This is a genomic window from Paraburkholderia sediminicola (assembly GCF_046027355.1).
In the GTDB taxonomy this organism is placed as follows: domain Bacteria; phylum Pseudomonadota; class Gammaproteobacteria; order Burkholderiales; family Burkholderiaceae; genus Paraburkholderia; species Paraburkholderia sediminicola_B.
The window spans coordinates 38,009-57,390 of the sequence record NZ_JAQQEK010000014.1; the positions used below are offsets into that span (position 1 = coordinate 38,009).

Genomic DNA, 19,382 nt, shown 5'->3' on the forward strand with positions numbered 1-19,382 from the left:
CGATTCGTGTCCCTTGATTTTTCACATTCTGATTGTAGTATACATACACGGTGTATGTGAAAATCTCTGTGTATGTAATTGCGGCAGTTCATCACGACACGGAGACGCGGGGCAACAAACAACGCCGTAGATGAGCAACCCATTCAGGAGCAGACCCAAATGACCTCAGCAGGAAAATACGTTTTGCCCAGTGCGGAGCAGCTAGCCAACGCGCAGAAAGTCGTGCAGCGGTTCGCCGCGGAGTGGCAAAACCCCGTCGCCGATAACTTGAGAGTCCTCATGCACGAGGACACGCAGAATCTCATTCCACCCATGACAGAGCCCGCCGACCGCGAAGGGGTCGTCGAGCATTTCCGTCAGGTGCTTGCGCAGTTGCCGGATTTGAAAGTCGATGTCCTGCAATGGGCACCTACAGGCGACGCCGTCATGATCGAATGGCGAGCGTCAGCCACCGTGGCCGGCCAGGCGCTTAGTTGGCAAGGCGTCGATCGCTTTAACGTTCGCGGCGACCGCATGTACAAAGGGCAGGTGTATTGGGACACGCGGCGTGTCGCGGAGCAGATGGCCGAAGCTGTCAAACGAGCACAGCAGAGCAGCGCAGCGGGATGACGCGTCATTTCGACTAGGCCCATAAAAAAGGCGGTTAGAGCGTGCACGCTCCAACCGCCTTCGCTTAAAGACAGACCCTGAAGAAGATCAACTACGCGGCACACCGTCCTCCACCAACACAGCGATCGGCATCGCGCCCAACGCATCGCGCAGAAACAGCAGGCCGTTTTCATCGACCTTCGGCGCAGCGGGACTCAGCCAGTCGAACAGCGCTCTCGCTGAAAGATCGGACGGCATCTCCAGCGCCGTGTCCCCCCATTTCGCCGGATCGACCATCGGCAAATCGCCTTCGTCACCGAGCAAGCCGGCCGCGAGCCGGCTCGCCACCACCACGGCCCACGCATTGCCATGCCGCCGGGCAAACGCGATCACACTCGACGCGTGCTTACCGCGCACGGCGAGCGGAAGATATTCGCTCTGACTCAGCAACTCGGGCAAATGCGCTCGCAACGCCAGCACGCGCTGCACCACCGCGAGCTTCACGCGTCCATCACGCCAGCTCGGCAGGAATTCCGACGGCGGCGTCTGCACGAGCCACGCCTCGCGTTTGGCGAAATCGACGGGCCTGCGATTGTCCGGATCGACCAGACTGAAGTCCCACAACTCGGTACCCTGATAAAGATCGGGAATCCCAGGCGATGCCAGCCGCAACACGGTCTGCTGCAAGCTATTGAGCGCACCGGCGCGGCTGATTCGGCCGACGAACGCAGACAACGCCTTCAGGAAGCCGTCGCGCCGCTGCGGTGCGAGGATGTCGAACAGGAACTCGCGACAGGCGGCCTCGTACCCTTCGTCGGGCGCGAGCCAGTTGGTTTGCAGCTTGGCTTCGCGCAGCGCCTTCAATTGCCATTGCGCGACGCGTTCGGCCAGTTCCTTCACGCCGGCTTCGTCGTCTGGTTGCAAGTCCGGCGGCCAGCAGCCCACCAGTGTTTGATAGAGCATCGCTTCGGCGGCGGGGCCGGGCGCCCAGTCGTAGCTCGTGTCCTGGCCGACGCTGCTGACGGGTTTGCCATCGAGCGCACGACGATGCGGCGCATTCAGCGTGGACCACGCGCGCAACGTCGCGCTCCAGTCCTGCGCGATCTCGCTCAGCACAGCGAGCCGCGCGCGCACATCTTCGCCACGTTTGTGATCGTGCGTGGCCGTCGCGAGCATGGCGTGCGGGAAGCGCTGCGAACGCTCCAGATTCGCCGCGTGAAACGCTTCGACCGACAACGCGAACTCGCCCGGGTCCGAGCCGACCTCATTGCGCGACAACAGCCGGCCATAGCGATAGCACGCCGTATCTTCGACCGCCTTCGCGGCAACTGGCGCGGTCAGCTGTGAAAACAGCGTCTGCGCGGTGCGTCGCGCGGAACCGGCATGGCTTGGCGGCGCGCCGTTCTGGCCTTGCTGCTGCGGCGTACCGCTTCGTCCGGGCGGCGGTTCTTCCGCGCTACCGCCGAGCCATGCGTTCACGCGATCGAGCGCGACAAGGTCCGCGCGCGAAAGCGTCCGTCGCGCGCCCTCCAAAGCCTGCTCGAAATAAACGTTGTCCGCCGCGCTGCGCAGACCGTTCTGCGGATAGATTCGATACACCGGAAAATGCACGACCAGTTCGGTCAACACACGCCGCAGCGTGGTGAAGGTGAAATCGCGCGTAGTCAGCGAATCGCGGGCAATGCGATGCAACGCGCGCGCCGCGCGGTCGAGTTCCGCCGACAGGTTTTCCGCGAGAATCTTGCGGCGCGCGATTAGCGCTTCGTCTGCAAAACGCGGGCTGCGGCCGGTCAGTTCGGCCCACGTCTGCGCGAGCGGTTCGGCGCCCGCCGGATCGTGCAGCAGCGCGCCGACGTCGCTCATGAAATCGTAGCCGGTGGTGCCGTCCACAGGCCAATCGTCGCGCAGCGGCTCGCCGCGTCCGAGAATCTTTTCGACCACCACATACGGCGCGGTATCGCGCAGTTCCGTGAGACGCTGACGCAAACGCTGACAGTATTCACGCGGCTCGGCGAGGCCGTCGACGTGATCGATACGCAAGCCGTCCACCACGCCTTCCTGGTACAGACGGAAGGGCAGTGCATGCACGGCCTCGAACACTTCGGGCCGTTCCACGCGCACACCGGCGAGCGTCGAGATGTCGAAGAAACGCCGCCAGTTCACCTCATCGGATGCAGTGCGCCACCACGCCAGGCGGAAGTGTTGCCGCTCGATCAGGCGATGCAGACGGTCGCGCGTTACCGGGTCATCAGGGGCATAGGCCTGCAGCGCGATCTCGATTGCCGAGCCACCGTTTTGCGCAACGAACTCGCGCAACATGTCGCGGCCTTCGGCGGCGCGCGGATGATCGGCGGGCTGCGTCGTGAGTCCGTGGAAGCGTTCGGCGAGCGCGTTGAGATCGGCGCGGTCGGCGCTTTGCAGGATCGACGCGTAATCGGTCGGGCACACGGGAAACACGTGCGGGCCGTAGCCGATCTGAAAGCGCCCGAGGTCCGCCGCGAAATGCAGCGCGATGCGGCCCGCCGCGAGTTCCTCGCCGTACGGCGCGCCGAGCGTGGGCAGCAGCACCTTGCCGCGCAAGGCGGGATCGGGCGAATGCCAGTCCACATCGAAATGCCGCGCAAAAGCGCTATGACGGCCCCATTCGAGGATATCGAGCCACCACGCGTTGCTGGAACCGCCGACGCCCATGTGGTTGGGCACCGTGTCGATGATCAGCCCCATGTTATGCGCGCGCAGTTTGTCGACGAGGCGCTTCAGTGCCGCCTCGCCGCCGCATTCGGCGCTGACCTGGGTGTAATCGACGGTGTCGTAGCCGTGCATCGAGCCCGGCTCGGCCGTCGTGATGGGCGACGCGTAGACGTGGCTGATGCCGAGCGCGGCGAAGTAGTCGACGCGCTTCGCGGCATCGTCGAAGGTGAAGCCTCGATGGAACTGGAGGCGAAGCGTGGAGCGCGGGACGGTCATGGCGTATCAGGCTCCGAAGAAGCATTGGGAGAAGGGAGCGGGGCGGTCGCGGCGCGGCGCGCGCGATCGACTGCGAGCAGCCGGTCGCAGAACGTGTCGTCCTCGAACAGCTCGTCGATCGGCACGCTCACGCGGCGCCGCCAGTTCGGATGCTCGTCGATCGAGCCGGGCAGATTCGGCTGCTCGACTTGCGCGAGCAAATCCTCGAGCGGAAACGTGACCAGCGGGCCGGGCGTCGCGGCAACGAACGCGAGCGCTTCGTCAACGGGCGCGCTGTCAGGCGGCGGCGCAGCGACGTCAGGCGCGGCCACGCCCGCTTGTTGGAACGCGCGCCACAACTCGGTGCGGTCTTTCGCGCGCGCTTCCTGGGCCGCTTCCTCGGGATCGCGGCCGTCGGCGCGCGCCATCGTCTGGCCGATCTTGTTGCGCCAGGTGATGTCGCTGCCGCGCCACCAGCCGGCGACCGTCGGCAGATCGTGCGTGGTCGTGGTGCCGACCGCATTGCGGTCCCAAGCCGAAGGCGGCTTGAATCCTTTGCCGTCATGCGCGCCCTCGAACCACAGCACGCGAATGCCGGCGATGCCGTGCTCCTCGAGCCGCTCGCGAAAACCGGGCGGCACAGTGCCCAGATCTTCGCCGATCACGATCGCGCGATGCCGCCACGATTCGAGCGCGATCAGACGCAGCAGGTCTTCGAGCGGGTAGCGCAAATAAGCGCCGTTACGCGCGCTTTCGCCTTCAGGCACGAGCCACAGCCGCCGCAAGCCGAGAATGTGATCGATGCGGATGCCGCCGGCATGCGCGAACGCCGCGCGCAGCATGTCGATGAAAGCAGAGAAGCCCTGCGTGCGCATGGCGCGCGGCGAGAACGTAGTGAGTCCCCATGCCTGGCCCGCCTGGTTGAACAGATCCGGCGGCGCGCCGACCGATACGCCTTGCAGCATGTCGTCGCGATACGACCACGCGTGACTGCCGGCGCTATCGCATCCCACCGCGAGATCGGCGATCAGGCCGACGGCCATGCCGGCATCGCGCGCCGCATGTTGCGCGTGCGACAAACCCTTGGCGGCGAGCCATTGCAGAAACAGATGGAAATCGACCTCGTGCCGATGGACCTCCGCAAAGGCGTCGACTTCCGGGCTGCGCGGATCGCGCAACGCTTCGGGCCAGTTGCGCCAATGTCCGTTGCCGCCTTCTCGCGCGAGTTGCGCCGCCTGAAGCGCTTCGAAACGCGCGTGATCTTCGAGCGCGCGTCCGGCGCGTTCGCAGAAACCGTGAAATTCCAGCGCGCGCGGCGTGTTCTGCGCACGTTCGTGCGCACAGAAATGCTCATACAGTTTGCGCAAGACTTTCAGTTTCAGCACGACCGCGTTCGGCCAGTCGATCAGCGGCAAGCGTTCGAGTTTCGACCACGCGTCTCCGGCCTGTGCGGCTTCTAGCGCGGCATGCGCGGCCTCCGCGCCGAACACGGCGGCGGGATCGATATGTGTGACGTTCAACCACAAACGCGACGACGGCGAATACGGACTGAAACGCGCCGGCTCCGCGCTGAACATCGCATGAGTCGGGCTGACGGCGAGCGCGTGCGCGCCACGCTTCGCGCTTTCCACGGCGATTTGCGCGAGCGCCGAATAATCGCCGATGCCGCCGTCGCCAGCGCGGCGCAACCCGTATAACTGCGCGGCCATGCCCCACAGCGGCGGCGCGGGCGTGTCGTTGCCCGTGGCGTCGTCGTGCAGCGTGCGCCAGGCGTCGGCGACGGTATAGCAGCGCGGCGGCGCCACGGCCAGCGTCACCCGCTGATCGTGGATCACGAGGGTGTGATAGCCGGCCTCGTCGATCGGTGCGAGCAACGCTTCCTCACCTTTGGGCGCCGTAAACCTGCCGTCGATGATCGAGCCACTTTCAAGCTCGATCCGATAATGGATGCCGGATTTGATCGCCGCGACGTGCAACGCAATGCCGCGCCCGACTTCGGCGGTCATCAACGGCGGCAGTTTGCGGCCCGACAATTCTGCTTCGAGCGCGGCGGTGCTTTGCCGGATTTGCGTGGCGTTGCCGCACGGCAAACCCATCCGCTCGAGCAGCACGGCGAGTGTGCTTTCAGGCACATGCTGCGTCGTATGGTGCGCATCCTGCCACTCCACCTCGAAGCCGGCGCGCGAGGCGAGAGTGTCAATCGTATTGTTAGGGCGTCGGGTAGTCACGCGTGGCGCTCCTGTTGTCCCGCGATGCGAGCATCGTGGCCGATGGCATAGTCGCAGACGTCGCCGGTCAGCCACGCGACGAACGTGTACGGCGGCAATACCTTGACGTCGATCTGTTCGCGCACGCGCGGCGGCGTTTCGAAAATTACCTTGCCGGCCGGAATTTCGGTGCACGCCACGTTCTCTTTCGAGAGATTCAGCGCGACCGATAACGTCTCGCCGTCGCACAGTTTCCAGCGCGCGATCAGCGCATTGGCGTCGCCGCCATTCGCCGCGGTCAGCACTGTCACGCCGCACGACTTGCTATGTTGCAGGCGCGGGGTGATCAGTTTGGCGCGCACGGCTAGCGCGGATTTGTAGAAGTGCATCCAGTCGAGGCGGTCTTTCGCTTCATCGCTATCATGCTTCGGCGCTTCGTGCTGCGCCGGCGGCGTCGATGCCGCGAACGTCTTCACGTCGTTCGGATCGGGAATCTGCGCGCGGCGGTTCTCGTCGCTGAACGAGGAAAAGCGCGCGAATTCGCGCCGTCGTCCTTCGCGGACCGCGTCGGCGAGATCGCCGCTGTAGTCGGTGAAAAACAGGAAAGGTTGCGTGGAGCCGTATTCCTCGTCCATGAACAGCAGCGGGATTTGCGGCGACAGCAGGAGCAGGCCGGTGGCGGCGCGCAACGCGTCGTCCGAGGTCAGTTTGCGCAGACGCTCGCCGAACGCGCGGTTGCCGATCTGATCGTGGTTCTGCAGGAACATCACGAACGAAGTGGGCGGCAAATGACCGCTCGCTTCGCCACGCGGCTTGCCGTCGTGAATCGGCGACGGGTCGCCCTGATAGGTGAAGCCTTCCGACAGCACGCGCGCGAGGCGGCGGATCGGCTGGTCTTCAAAGGCGTGGTAATAGCCTTCGGTTTCGCCGGTTAGCAGCACGTGCAAGGTGTTGTGCGCGTCGTCGTTCCATTGCGCGTCGAAATGCGTTTCGAGCAGGCTCGCGCTGTTGTGCTCGTTTTCCAGCACCAGATGCACATGTCGGCCATGCTGCACTTTAGCGCGGATATGATCGGACAATTCGCGCAACCATGCATGATTGTCGATGGCGTGCACCGCGTCGAAACGCAGCCCGTCGAGCCGATATTCGTTGATCCAATAGACGGCGTTATCCGTGAAGAAGTCGCTCACTTCGCTGCGCTCGAAATCGATCGCCGGGCCCCACGGCGTGTGCGTGCCTTCGCGGAAAAACGAGCGGGCGTATTCATGCAGATAGTTGCCGTCCGGGCCGAAGTGGTTATAGACCACGTCGAGAAACACCATCAGGCCGAGACCGTGCGCGGCGTCGACCAGCGCTTTCAGATCTTCTGGGCGGCCGTAGGCGGAATCGGGCGCATACGGCAACACGCCGTCATAGCCCCAATTGTGCTTGCCGGGAAAGTCGTTCAACGGCATCAATTCGATGGCGGTGACGCCGAGCGCGGCGAATTCCGGCAGCCGCTTCTGCACGCCTGCATAACCGCCCATTGCGCCGACGTGCAACTCGTACAGCACCGTTTCTTCCCAAGGCCGGCCATGCCAGTTCGTGTGTTCCCAACGGTATGCACGCGGATCGATGACTTCGCTCGGCCCGTGCACGTCTTGCGGCTGGAAGCGCGACGCCGGATCGGGCACCGCATGCTCGCCATCCAGCCGGAAGCGGTACAGCGTGCCCGCGCCGCCGTCGACGCTCGCTTCGAACCAGCCGTTGCCGGCGGGCGTCATATCGTGCACGCCTTGGGCAGGGCCGTTTTCAATTTCCACCTGCACGTGTTGGCAGGAGGGCGCCCAGAAGCGAAACCGCGTGCGCGGCTTCGCGCCCGTCGCGCCTAGCAGCTGCGCGCCGAACGGCAAACAGTGCGCGTGATGATGCGCATGAGGATCAATCGGACTTTCGGACATGATTCGTCACCATTCAGTTTTGCTTTCGAGCCGCGTTACGCGTCGCTCGCGGCTGCGCGGCCGCCTAAGTGGTCGGCGACGTATCGCTACTGGGCGGATGCGCACCCGGATCGGGCGGAAGCGCAGTCAAAAGCCGCGGTCCATGCTGCGCGCCGGCCTTCCAGCCCGCTTGCCAATCTGCTTCGCCCACCGGCTGCGCAGCCAGCATCACGAGGCTATGCGCGGCCACTTCGACCTCCCCAACCGCCAGCCGATGCGGCGCGCTCTCCGGCTCAGCAGTGTCTAACAGCACATGCCATTCCAGGTGCGGGGCGGGCGGCGTAAACCGCAGTGTTTCCTCGTTGGCGTTGAGCATCATTAACAATACTTCTGTTTCGCCGTTTAAGCCTGGACCCGCGCGGCGCAGCGTGAACGCGCGGCCTTCGGGATCCTGCCAGGCCTCGATGGTGAGCGGGTCGCCGTGTTCGTCGAACCAGCCCACATCGAACAGGCCCGGCAACACTTCACGATCGCCGAATAGAAAGCGCGTTTCGCGCAACAGCGGATGTTGCTTGCGCAGCGTGATCACACGCGCGACAAAAGCGGTCATCTGCTGGCCGTCCGGCGATTCCGCGCGGTCCCAGTCGAGCCATGAAATTTCGTTGTCCTGGCAGTACGCGTTGTTGTTGCCGTTCTGCGTGCGCAGCGATTCGTCGCCGGCCAGCACCATCGGCGTGCCGAGCGCCATCAGCAGTGTGGCGATCAGCGAGCGCGCCACGCGTTCGCGAGTCGCGAGAATCGCGGGGTCGTCGCTCGCGCCTTCCACACCCCAGTTACGGCTGCAGTTTTCGTTGTGACCGTCGTTGTTGTCTTCGCGATTGGCTTCGTTGTGCTTCTGCTCGTAGGCGGTGACGTCGGCTAACGTAAAACCGTCATGCGACGTGACAAAATTGACCGATGCCCACGGCTTCCTCGCGCGCCGGTTGAAGAGATCCGCCGAGCCGGTCAACCGCGCGGCAAGATCGGGCCGCAAGCCGGCGTCGCCGCGCCAGAAACGCCGCACGGTGTCGCGGAAACGGTCGTTCCATTCGCTGAAGCCCGGCGGATGGTTGCCTAGCTGATAACCGCCAGGACCGATGTCCCACGGCTCGGAAATCAGCTTGCGTTGCGACAGGATCGGATCCTGGCGTAACGCGTCGAAGAAGCCGGAGCCGGGATCGAAACCGTGCTGCTCGCGGCCGAGCGTGACGCCGAGATCGAAACGGAAGCCGTCGATATTGAACGCCGTCGACCAGTAGCGCAGCGAGTCCATCACCATTTGCAGCACGCGTGGATGCGGCAGATTCACGGTGTTGCCGCAGCCGGTGTCATTGATATGGTGACGCTCGTCGCCGGGGATCAGCCGGTAATAGCTGGCGTTGTCGAGGCCGCGCCACGACACTGTCGGCCCCATCTCGTTGCCTTCGCAGGTGTGGTTGTAGACCACGTCGAGAATCACTTCGATGCCGGCCGCGTGCAACTGACGCACGGCGATGCGCATTTCGTCGAGCCGGTGCGTGCTCAGATACGACGGCTCCGGTGCGAAAAATGCCGCCGTGTTGTAACCCCAGTAGTTGCGCAGACCGCGCTCCACCAGGAAGCGGTCGTTCAGAAACGCATGCACGGGCAGCAATTCGACCGCGGTCACGCCGAGTTTCAGCAGATGCTCGATGAACTCCGGCGAAGCCAGCGCCGCGAACGTGCCGCGTTCGTGCTGGCGCAAATCGGCGCGCAACATCGAGGCGCCACGCACATGCGTCTCGTAGACGATGGTTTCGCCCCACGGCACATTCGGGCGCTTGTCGTGCGACCAGTCGAACGCTTCATCGATCACCACGCACTTGGGCATGGCCGGCGCCGAATCGCGCCGGTCGATGGACAGGTCCGCGCGATTCGAATGCACGCGATAACCGAACAGCGCATCCGACCAGCGAAACTGCCCGACCAGTTTGCGCGCGTACGGATCGAGCAGCAGCTTGTGCGGGTTGAAGCGATGCCCATACTGCGGCTGATACGGCCCGTGCGCGCGAAACCCGTAGGCGGTGCCAGGATGTGCATTGGGCAGGTAGCCGTGCCAGACTTCGTCGGTGCATTCGGGCAGCGTGAAGCGGCGGATTTCCTTGCGGCCGGTGGGATCGAACAGGCAAAGCTCGATTTTTTGCGCGTTCGCCGAAAACACCGCAAAGTTGACGCCGAGACCATCCCAGCTGGCGCCGAGCGGATAGGGCGAACCGGGCAGAAGCCGGTCGGGCATTGCATGCGACATGATTCCCCTTCCTTGTTCTGATTTATGAACGCTATCGTGGGTCTTCATGCAACGAGCGCGCGGCGCGAAAATTTCGCACGCCGCGCGCTCGCCTCACAGCACCTCCATCAATCCGCGCGCAATACGATCGTCGCAAGCGGCGGCAGCGTCAGTGAAGCGGAATGCGGCCAGCCGTGACTCGATTGGGCGTCGGTGTGAATCAGCCCGCCGTTGCCCATGTTCGAGCCGCCATACACGCCGGCGTCCGTATTGAGCACTTCCGACCAGCGTCCGCCGCGCGGCATGCCGATCCGGTAACCGACCCGCGGCACCGGCGTCATATTGCAGACTATGACCAGTTCGCGGCCGGCGCCATCGGTGCGGCGATAGGCGAACACGCTGTTGCCGCTGTCGTCGCCGATCAGCCATTCGAAGCCGCCCGGCTCGCAATCGAGCAGATACAGCGCGGGCTCCTCGCTGTACAGGCGGTTCAGGTCGCGCACCAGCTTTTGCACGCCGTGGTGGTTCGAATCGTCGAGCAGATGCCAATGCGGCGACGTGTCGTGGTCGAATTCCGCCAGCTGGCCGAATTCGCCGCCCATGAACAGCAGCTTCTTGCCCGGATGCGTCCACATGAAGCCAAAGTACGCGCGCAGATTGGCGAACTTCTGCCACCTGTCGCCGGGCATCTTGCCGAGCAATGAGCCCTTGCCGTGCACCACTTCGTCGTGCGAGAGCGGCAGCACGAAGCGCTCCGAATACGCGTACACCATGCCGAACGTCATGTTGTGGTGGTGGTATTGACGGTAGACCGGATCTTCTTCCATGTAGTGCAGCGTGTCGTGCATCCAGCCCATGTTCCATTTGAACTGGAAACCGAGGCCGCCGTCTTCGACACGCGCCGTCACGCCCGGCCACGCGGTCGATTCCTCGGCGATCGTGATCGCGCCCGGCACGCCCGGCACATAGCCGACTTCGTGATTCAGGCGCTTCAGGAACGCAATCGATTCGAGGTTCTCGCGGCCGCCGTAAATATTCGGCACCCACTCGTCGGCGGCGCGCGAATAGTCGCGGTACAGCATCGACGCGACCGCGTCCACGCGCAGACCGTCGACGTGATAGCGCTTCAACCACGCCAGCCCCGAAGCGACCAGGAACGCGCTCACCTCGTTGCGGCCGAGGTTGTAGATCATCGTGTTCCAGTCCTGGTGATAGCCTTCTCGCGGGTCGGCGTGCTCGTAGAGCGGCGTGCCGTCGAAATCGATCAGACCGTGCGCGTCGTTCGGAAAGTGAGCGGGCACCCAGTCGAGAATCACGCCGAGTCCGGCTTCGTGCGCTTTATCGACAAACCGCGCGAACTGCTCGGGTTTGCCGAAGCGCGCCGATGGCGCGAACTGTCCGAGCGGCTGATAGCCCCACGATCCGCCGAACGGATGCTCCGCAATCGGCATGAACTCCACATGCGTGAAGCCCATGCTTTTCACGTACGGAATCATGCGCTCCGCGAGCTCATCCCAGTCGAGTCCGCGTTGACCCTGTTCCGCGACGCGCAGCCAGGATTCGGCGTGCGCTTCGTAGATCGAGATCGGCGAGCGCGGAGTCTGCTTGCTGGCTCGCGACTGGATCCATTCGTGATCGGTCCACGGAAACTGCTCGATCTCGTCGACATGCGCCACGATCGACGCGGTGCCCGGCGGCTTCTCCGTCTGCATCGCGCACGGATCGGCCTTCAGAGGTAACGGATGACCATCGCGCGACAGCAGTTCGTATTTGTAGCGCGTGCCCGGACCGACGCGCGGCACGAACAATTCCCACACGCCGGCCTGATGCCGCAGCCGCATCGGATGACGGCGGCCGTCCCACGCATTGAAGTCGCCCACCACCGACACGCGCCGCGCGTTCGGCGCCCACACGGCGAAGCGCACACCCGGCACGCCGTGGAATTCCATCGGATGGGCGCCGAGGCATTCGAGCACCGCGTACGGATCGCCGCCGGCGAGCCGGCCGAGCGGCTCGTCGCCGAGAACCGGACCGAACGAATACGTGTCCTCGATTTCCTGCACCACGCCATGCCAGTCGATCCGCAAACGGTACGGCGCCGCGGCCGTGACGCGGCCGGCAAAGAGGCCCGGCCGCAACTGTTCGAGTTCGCCGAGCAACGCACCGTCGGCGCGCGCAATCACGCTGACGTGTGCGGCGTTCGGCAGCAGCGCGCGGACCACCGGCCCCGCGTCCGTCTGATGCAGCCCGAGCTGCGAGAAAGGATCGGGGTGGCGCGCTTCGACAAGCGCGTCGATCTCGAGCGGTTGGAGGCCTACGGCCGGATCATGCTCACTCATAGTCGCCCTCGGCCGGGTTAGGCGGCGTGGCGGCGCCTGGCGCCTGGGTTGAGGAATCGTGGCCTTGCGCGCCGGTGTCGCCGAGCAAACGGCTGCTGAGCGCGGCGAGGCCGCGTACCGGCAAGCTGAGCCACGTCGGGCGGTTGGCCGCTTCGTAACGGATTTCGTAGGCGGCTTTTTCGATCAGGAACAGATCGAGCAAGGCCTGTTCGGCTTCGGGCGCGACGAGCGGCGTCGACGCTTCCGCGGCAGCCGCGCGGTATTCGCTGAGGAACGTTTCGGTGGCATAGGCACGGAAACGGTCGAACAGCGTGCGCTTGCGATCGGCGGTCTGTTGCGGCGCGGCTTCCATGGTGGACTGCGCCGCCGCGCTCGCATACGACAGCGAGCGCATCAGGCCGGCCACGTCACGCAGCGGGCTCGACTTCTGACGACGTTCTTCGAGCGTCCGTGCCGGCTCGCCTTCGAAGTCGATCAGATACGCGTCGCCCTGCGCGACCAGCACCTGGCCGAGATGGAAGTCGCCGTGAATGCGAATGCGCAGTGCGCCCGCGTCGGCGGAAACAAGCTTGTCGACGGCGGCCACCAGTTCCTTACGACGGTCGATCAGGCTTTGCGCCAGCGCCTTGGTTTCCGGATCGCTCATCTGCTCGATGCGTGGCGCGAGCAGATCGAGCGCGCTGCCGAGCATCGCCTGCGTGCCGTCCACCCATGCCTTCACCTGCTCCGCACTGGCGGGTTCCGGCGCGAACGCCGGGTCGTCCGTCGACGAGGCGAGCGCCACGTGCAGTTCGCCCAGCCGTCTGCCGATGATGCCGGCCAACGTGCTGTAGCCTTCCACCAGAATCGCCTCGTTGGTGCGGTCCGGCGCCGTTTGCGTTTCGGTATCGACGGCGATGGCGAGTTCGTCCACCGAGCGGCGCAGATAGTCGAGCGACCAGTTCCACGCGTCGCCCTGGTTCTCGATATAGCCTTGCAGAATGCAAAGCGTATGCGGCACGCCTTCGGGATCGACGCGCACCACTTCGCCGTACAGCGGCGCGGTATTCGCGTAGCCCAATTGCGTCAGATAGCGGCTGATTTCGGCTTCCGGATGGACGCCGCTCACGAGGCGGCGCACCAGCTTCAGCACGACGGTGTCGGCGATGATCAATGAGCTGTTGCTCTGCTCGGCCGCGAGCCAGCGGATCTCCGGCCGTTCGCCGAGCCCCTCGAGTTCAGCGAAACGCTCGGTCGGCAGAAACTTGATTTCGCTCTTCTGCACGGTCGGCACGACGGCGCGTTCGCGCAATTTGCGCATCACACCATGCGCGAAGATCGGCAAGGCAAAGGCGTCCGTCAGATGCCCCACGTTGCGGCCGCGCCGCACGCGCGCGAAGGCGAGTTGCTTGAACAACGGGAAAGTCGTTTCGCCGCCCCACGTGATGGCGATCGGCACCACGTAGCGTTCGGTGTGACCGCCCACGTCCGCTTCGATTTCGGTGAAGGCGAAGCCGCCGTGCGGAATCGTGGTCAATGCCGCGAGCCGCACCGCATTGAGCTTCTGATCCTTCGACGCAAACCAGCGGCGCCGGCTCAGCCACGAAGGCAGCACTTCCGATTCGAGCAGGCGTACGTTCTCCGGCGTCGGACCGACCTGGCCTTCGCGGATCACGATCGTGACGAATTCCGGCAGCGATTCCGAATGGGCCTGAGCCCACGTCGGACGCTGGCTGCCTGGGCACAGCATGAACCACAGGAAGCCGTACGGCGGAAACGTCAGCAGATAAGTCAGTTGGCCGATGGCCGGGAACACGGAATCGGCGGTCATTTCGATCGGCACCGAACCGTTGAACTCGGACAGATCGAGCTCCACCGCCTGCGGCGCGCGCGACAGATTTGCCACGCACAGAATCGGCGGCTCGCCCGGCATCTCGCGCAGATACGCGAGAATCTTGCGGTTTTCCGGCTTCAGGAAACGGATCGTGCCGCGTCCAAACGTCTGCTTCGCGCGGCGCGTGGCGAGCATGCGCCGGGTCCAGTTCAGCAGCGAATGCGGGTCGCGGCTTTGCGCTTCCACATTCACCGCGTCGAAGCCATACAGCGAGCCCATGACCGGCGGCAGCACCAGCTGCTCAGGGTCGGCGCGTGAGAATCCGCCGTTGCGATCCGACGACCACTGCATCGGCGTACGCACGCCGTCGCGGTCGCCAAGATGGATGTTGTCGCCCATGCCGAGTTCGTCGCCGTAATAGATCACGGGTGTGCCGGGCATGGAGAGCAGCAGCGAATTGATCAGTTCGATACGGCGGCGGTCGCGCTCCATCAGCGGTGCGAGGCGGCGGCGAATGCCAAGATTCAAGCGTGCGCGGCGATCGCTCGCGTAGGTGTTCCACAGATAGTCGCGCTCGGAATCCGTGACCATTTCCAGCGTCAGTTCATCGTGATTGCGCAGGAAAATCGCCCACTGGTTCGTTTCGGCGAGATCCGGCGTTTGCCGCATGATGTCGGTGATCGGGAAGCGGTCCTCGCTCGCAATCGACATGTAGATGCGCGGCATCAGCGGGAAGTGGAAGGCCATGTGGCATTCGTCTTCGTCGCCGAAATATTCCTTCACGTCTTCCGGCCACTGGTTGGCTTCGGCGAGCAGCATCCGGTTCGGATACTCGGCGTCGATGGTGGCGCGGATTTTCTTGAGCACCGCGTGCGTTTCCGGCAGGTTCTCGTTGTTCGTGCCTTCACGTTCGACCAGATACGGCACCGCGTCGAGCCGCAGCCCGTCGATACCCATATCGAGCCAGAAGCGCATGACCTGCAGCACTTCCTTCAACACGGCCGGATTGTCGAAATTCAGATCGGGCTGATGCGAGTAGAAGCGGTGCCAGTAATAGGCGCCCGCCACGGGATCGTGCGTCCAGTTGGACGGCTCCGAGTCGATGAAGATGATCCGCGTTTCCTGGTACTTCTGATCGGTGTTGGACCAAACGTAGTAATTGCGGTGATTCGAACCCGGCTTCGCGCGGCGCGCGCGCTGAAACCACGGGTGCTGATCCGACGTGTGGTTGATCACCAGTTCCGTAATCACACGAATGCCGCGTGCGTGCGCTTCCTGAATGAAGCGCTTCACGTCGGCGATCTGACCGTAGTCGGGGTGCACGCTGCGGTAATCGGCGATGTCGTAGCCGTCGTCGCGCCGTGGCGATGGATAGAACGGCAGCAGCCAGATCGCGTTCACACCGAGTTCGGCGATGTAGTCGAGCTTCGCGATCAGGCCGGGAAAGTCGCCGACACCGTCGTTGTTCGCATCGAAGAACGACTTGATGTGCACCTGATAAATGATCGCGTCCTTGTACCAGAGCGGATCGTCGCTCAAGGCCGCGGGCTTGCCGCGCCGATTGGTGCGCGCCTTCGCCGTGGTGCCGGTGGCAGCGCTCGTGTGGTCCTGCGACGTGGTTTGGGCTGGGTCGTCACGCTTCATGTCGCACCTTCCGTTGAGGTTGGGTTGCCAGCGTCTGCGTGATAGTCGCTGTCGGCTTCATCCGGCCGTTCGGCGGGCAGGCCGCCGAGCGGCGCGATGCGCCAGATCGAGAACGGCTGGCCCGACCCGAGCTGGACGTGCTGCCAGCGGCCGTGCCATTCGAAACGCGCGCCGGTCATCTGGTCGGTGACTTCCAGCGGGCCATGATCGTGCAGATTCCATTTCTGGAAAGTCTCCCACGACAATTCGATATCCGCGCCCTGTTCGTTGAACGGGTCGAGATTGATCGCGACAAGAATCACGTTGTCGCGCGCTTCGGTCGCCTTCTCGAAGAATAGGATGTGATCGTTGTGCGCGGGCAGGAACGTCAGGCCGAGATGCGTTTGCAGCGCCGGGTTCGCGCGGCGAATCCGGTTCAGCGCCGTGATTTCGGGGACGATGTTGCCGGGCCGGTCCCAGTCCCACGCGCGCAACTGGTACTTCTCGGAGTCAAGATATTCCTCGCTGTTCGGCAGCGCGGCGGCCTCGCATAGCTCGAAACCGCAATACACGCCCCACAAACCGGCCAGCGTCGAGGCGAGCGCGGCGCGAATCAGAAAGCCCGTGCGCCCTTGCGATTGCAGATGCCGCGGGTTGATATCCGGCGTATTGACGAAGAAGTTCGGCCGGTACGAATCACGCGCGCCGGTTTGCGTGAGCTCGGTCATGTACTCGATGAAATCGCGCTTCGATTCCCGCCACGTGAAGTACGTGTACGACTGCGAGAAGCCGATCTTGCCGAGCCGGTTCATCATGCGCGGCCGCGTGAAGGCTTCGGCGAGGAAGATCGTGTCGGGATAGCGCGCTCGCACGTCGGCGATCACCCATTCCCAGAACGGCAGCGGCTTGGTGTGCGGATTGTCGATGCGGAAAATATACACGCCCGCTTCGATCCAGAACAGGAAGACGTCGCGCAGTGCAAGCCACAAATCGGGCTTGGCGTCGTGCGCATAGAAGTCGGGATTGACGATGTCCTGATACTTTTTCGGTGGATTTTCCGCATAGCGCAGCGTGCCGTCGGGGCGCCACGCGAACCACGTCGGATGCTCCTTGAGCCACGGGTGATCCGGCGAGCATTGCACCGCGAAGTCGAGCGCGATTTCGAGGCCGTGCGCGTGCGCGGTGGCGAGCATTGCCTTGAAGTCGTCGAGCGTGCCGAGTTGCGGATGCACGGCCGTGTGGCCGCCCTCGACCCCGCCGATCGCATACGGGCTGCCGACGTCGCCTGGCTGCGCGTTCAGCGTGTTGTTGCGTCCTTTGCGATTCGCCACGCCGATCGGGTGAATCGGCGGGAAATACAGCACGTCGAAACCCATGTCGCGAATGCGTGGCAGTTTCGTCGTGACATCGGCGAAGGTGCCGTGGCGCGATTCGTCGTCGCTCATCGAACGCGGGAAGATCTCGTACCAGCTGGCAAAGCGCGCGGCGGTACGGTCAGCGTCGATCTTGTAGATCACCGGATCGTGGCTCAGGAACGGCCGGTGACGCGCGGCGGTCATCGCCTTAGCGGTGGTCGGTGCGAGTAGCAGCGCGAGCTTCGTTTCCGGGTCGGCCTTGGTGAAGACCTTGACGATATGTTCGAGCGGTTCGGTGACCGCGCCTTCCGAGGTTTCCACTTCGGCGAGCACCAGCGCGAACAGATGCGACGCTTCGTCGAGTTCGAGCTCGACGGTTTGCCCCGCCTTCAGCTTCTTCTGGACGTGCTCGACCAGCGAGGCGAAGTCGTCGCGCCACGCGATCACGGTGAATTCGTGACGGCCCATGCGTTCGAGCGGAATGCGCGCTTTCCAGATATCGAGGCCGGCGGGCTGCGCTGGCTCCATCAACACTTCGTGCCAGGCGGTTTCGTCGGCGGCGCGCCAGATCACGGCGGCGGCGATCTTGTCGTGACCTTCAGCGAAGATCGCGGCGGTGATTTCGGCGCGTTCGCCCACGCTGCGCTTGGCTGCGAAGCGGCCGTTATCGACCGACGGCGTCACGCTCTCGATCGCCACGCGTGGCGCGCTCAGCGCCTCGACCACGGTCTTGCGGCCGCTGCGCTTGCTGTTTGCCTTGTCGATGGGCGGCGCGAGACGGATCGGCTTCTCGGTGACCGCGCGGAACAGGCGGACCGCGCCGGGTGTGAGTGTGAACGGCGTGAGCGTGGCAGGCAAAGCGCCGCCGGACGCATCGAGCGGCACGAAGCGCGTGAAGTTGCCCGGCACGCCCGCGAGGAAGCGCGCGGGATCGACGCGTAGCGGCGCGCCGAGGTCGGGATTGATCGCGATCAGGATCGCTTCGTCGGCATCGCGCAGGTCGGGCTGGTCGGCGCGCAGTAATACCGCCGCGGGTGCGCCGGGCCCGCTGAGCGGACGCAATTCACCGTTGGCGTGCAGGGTTTTCGTATTGCGCGCCACCTGGTTCACGTGCGAGATGCGTTCGGAGAGATCGAATCGCTTCGCCTGGACCGCGAGGGCGAACTGCGAAGCATCGCCGCGCGTTTGCGACATGGGCTCGGTGATGCCGAATTCGAAACCCATCGGCATCATCCAGCCCGTGCCAATGGCAGCCGACGTGAACAGCGCACGCCGATACGCCCGCTCGACGATGGCGGCGTCGTGCGCATCGCTCAACTCGGCGGCAAGGCGGGTGCCGTAAGGCGCTTCGGGAAACGCGATCGGCGCGGCGATGCGCGCGAGCGCGGCATGTTCCTCGACCATCCAGCTCGCGCGGAAGTCCCACCAGCGCACCGACGAGAACACGCTGTCGAACCCGGCGCCTTGCAGGCCGAGCAGATCGCCACGGGCCAGGCCGGGCGTGGCGGCGAGAAAACGCACCTCGGGATGCTTCGCGCGGACCGCGTCGCCCAATTGCCGCCAGACGGCGGCCGGCACGCGATGCGGCGAGTCGAACCGGAAGCCGCCCACGCCGGCCTCGGCGAGCGCCAGCAACTGCTGCGTCCACCAGCCGACCAACGCGGCGCTGCTGCCGGCGTCGTTGAAGTTCGCATACGCGACGTTGTCCTCGCGATGCACATGGCGCGGGTCGAGCCGCGTTTCTTCAGACTCGAATGGAAGGAACCAGCCGGCATGTTCGGCGTACAGCGCGCCATCGGCGGCCATCCGGTCGATCACCAGATCGACCAGCAAGGTCAGTCCGTTCTGCCCGGCGGCGTTCGCGAGTGTGCGTATCGCCTCGGTGGCGGGCTGCTGGGACTCGAAGACCGGATGCAGGCGGGCGTGGTTGCCGACCACCTGCCCGTGGCCAGCCTGTCCAGGCTCGAAGAGGCTGCCGATCAGCGCGTGATCGAAGCCCAGCGCGGCTGCATGCGCGAACTGCGCAGGCCATGCATCGAGCGGCCCAACCAGAAGTGAATGAAAAAAGTAAATCCGCGGCGCGTACCCGTTTCGAGGTTCCATCGATCGTTTCCAGATTCGTCCTGCTGCGGTGTGGATGCAATTGGCATGCGATCACAGCGCTCATTGGGCTTCCAGAGCCGGATACCGCGCGATGCGTAAAGCGAAGGCGCGTACTGGTCAATGTAGTGCAAAGATCGTCACGCCGCTGGCCAGTAAAGGGTGCTTTGACGCCACGCGTCGATCGCACGGGCTGGCCAGATCGATT

General features: G+C 64.4%; 8 protein-coding genes. 1 reads left to right on the top strand and 7 read right to left on the bottom strand.

What is annotated here, in order from left to right; all coding sequences use genetic code 11:
• The first annotated feature begins 78 nt into the window (after nt 1-78).
• Nucleotides 79-609 (top strand): nuclear transport factor 2 family protein, encoded by a 531-nt coding sequence (locus PQR42_RS23580; protein WP_408205338.1) that lies wholly within the window; start codon nt 79-81, stop codon nt 607-609.
• A gap of 87 nt (nt 610-696) precedes the next feature.
• On the opposite strand, the gene treY is transcribed toward PQR42_RS23580, so the two are convergent.
• The 7 genes from treY to PQR42_RS23615 form a co-directional block, all read right to left on the bottom strand.
• Nucleotides 697-3,555: a malto-oligosyltrehalose synthase gene (treY, locus tag PQR42_RS23585; RefSeq protein ID WP_408386956.1), complete on the bottom strand. Its 2,859-nt coding sequence runs from the start codon at nt 3,553-3,555 to the stop codon at nt 697-699.
• Entirely contained in the window at nt 3,552-5,762 is a 2,211-nt protein-coding gene (gene malQ / locus PQR42_RS23590) for a 4-alpha-glucanotransferase (protein WP_408386955.1), read from the bottom strand. Before malQ ends, treY begins: the two co-directional genes overlap by 4 nt.
• The gene (treZ, locus tag PQR42_RS23595; protein WP_408386954.1) at nt 5,759-7,681 is read right to left on the bottom strand and encodes a malto-oligosyltrehalose trehalohydrolase; all 1,923 of its coding nucleotides are present in this window, start codon (nt 7,679-7,681) and stop codon (nt 5,759-5,761) included. The genes malQ and treZ overlap by 4 nt, the downstream gene beginning before the upstream one ends.
• A 64-nt stretch (nt 7,682-7,745) precedes the next feature.
• Nucleotides 7,746-9,965: a glycogen debranching protein GlgX gene (glgX, locus tag PQR42_RS23600; protein ID WP_408386953.1), complete on the bottom strand. Its 2,220-nt coding sequence runs from the start codon at nt 9,963-9,965 to the stop codon at nt 7,746-7,748.
• Between the two features lie 107 nt (nt 9,966-10,072).
• Nucleotides 10,073-12,283 (bottom strand): 1,4-alpha-glucan branching protein GlgB, encoded by a 2,211-nt coding sequence (gene glgB, locus PQR42_RS23605; RefSeq protein WP_408386952.1) that lies wholly within the window; start codon nt 12,281-12,283, stop codon nt 10,073-10,075.
• Nucleotides 12,276-15,740 (bottom strand): maltose alpha-D-glucosyltransferase, encoded by a 3,465-nt coding sequence (gene treS / locus PQR42_RS23610; protein WP_408386951.1) that lies wholly within the window; start codon nt 15,738-15,740, stop codon nt 12,276-12,278. Before treS ends, glgB begins: the two co-directional genes overlap by 8 nt.
• Nucleotides 15,737-19,177, bottom strand: coding sequence for a maltotransferase domain-containing protein (locus tag PQR42_RS23615; protein ID WP_408386950.1), 3,441 nt, complete (start codon nt 19,175-19,177; stop codon nt 15,737-15,739). Before PQR42_RS23615 ends, treS begins: the two co-directional genes overlap by 4 nt.
• Nucleotides 19,178-19,382: the final 205 nt, after the last annotated feature.

Excerpts from the sequence above, each read along its gene's own strand:
- glgB (WP_408386952.1), bottom strand. The coding sequence starts at position 12,283 with ATGAGTGAGCATGATCCGGCCGTAGGCCTCCAACCGCTCGAGATCGAC.
- PQR42_RS23615 (WP_408386950.1), bottom strand. The coding sequence starts at position 19,177 with ATGGAACCTCGAAACGGGTACGCGCCGCGGATTTACTTTTTTCATTCA.
- treS (WP_408386951.1), bottom strand. The coding sequence starts at position 15,740 with ATGAAGCGTGACGACCCAGCCCAAACCACGTCGCAGGACCACACGAGC.
- treZ (WP_408386954.1), bottom strand. The coding sequence starts at position 7,681 with ATGTCCGAAAGTCCGATTGATCCTCATGCGCATCATCACGCGCACTGT.
- treY (WP_408386956.1), bottom strand. The coding sequence starts at position 3,555 with ATGACCGTCCCGCGCTCCACGCTTCGCCTCCAGTTCCATCGAGGCTTC.
- glgX (WP_408386953.1), bottom strand. The coding sequence starts at position 9,965 with ATGTCGCATGCAATGCCCGACCGGCTTCTGCCCGGTTCGCCCTATCCG.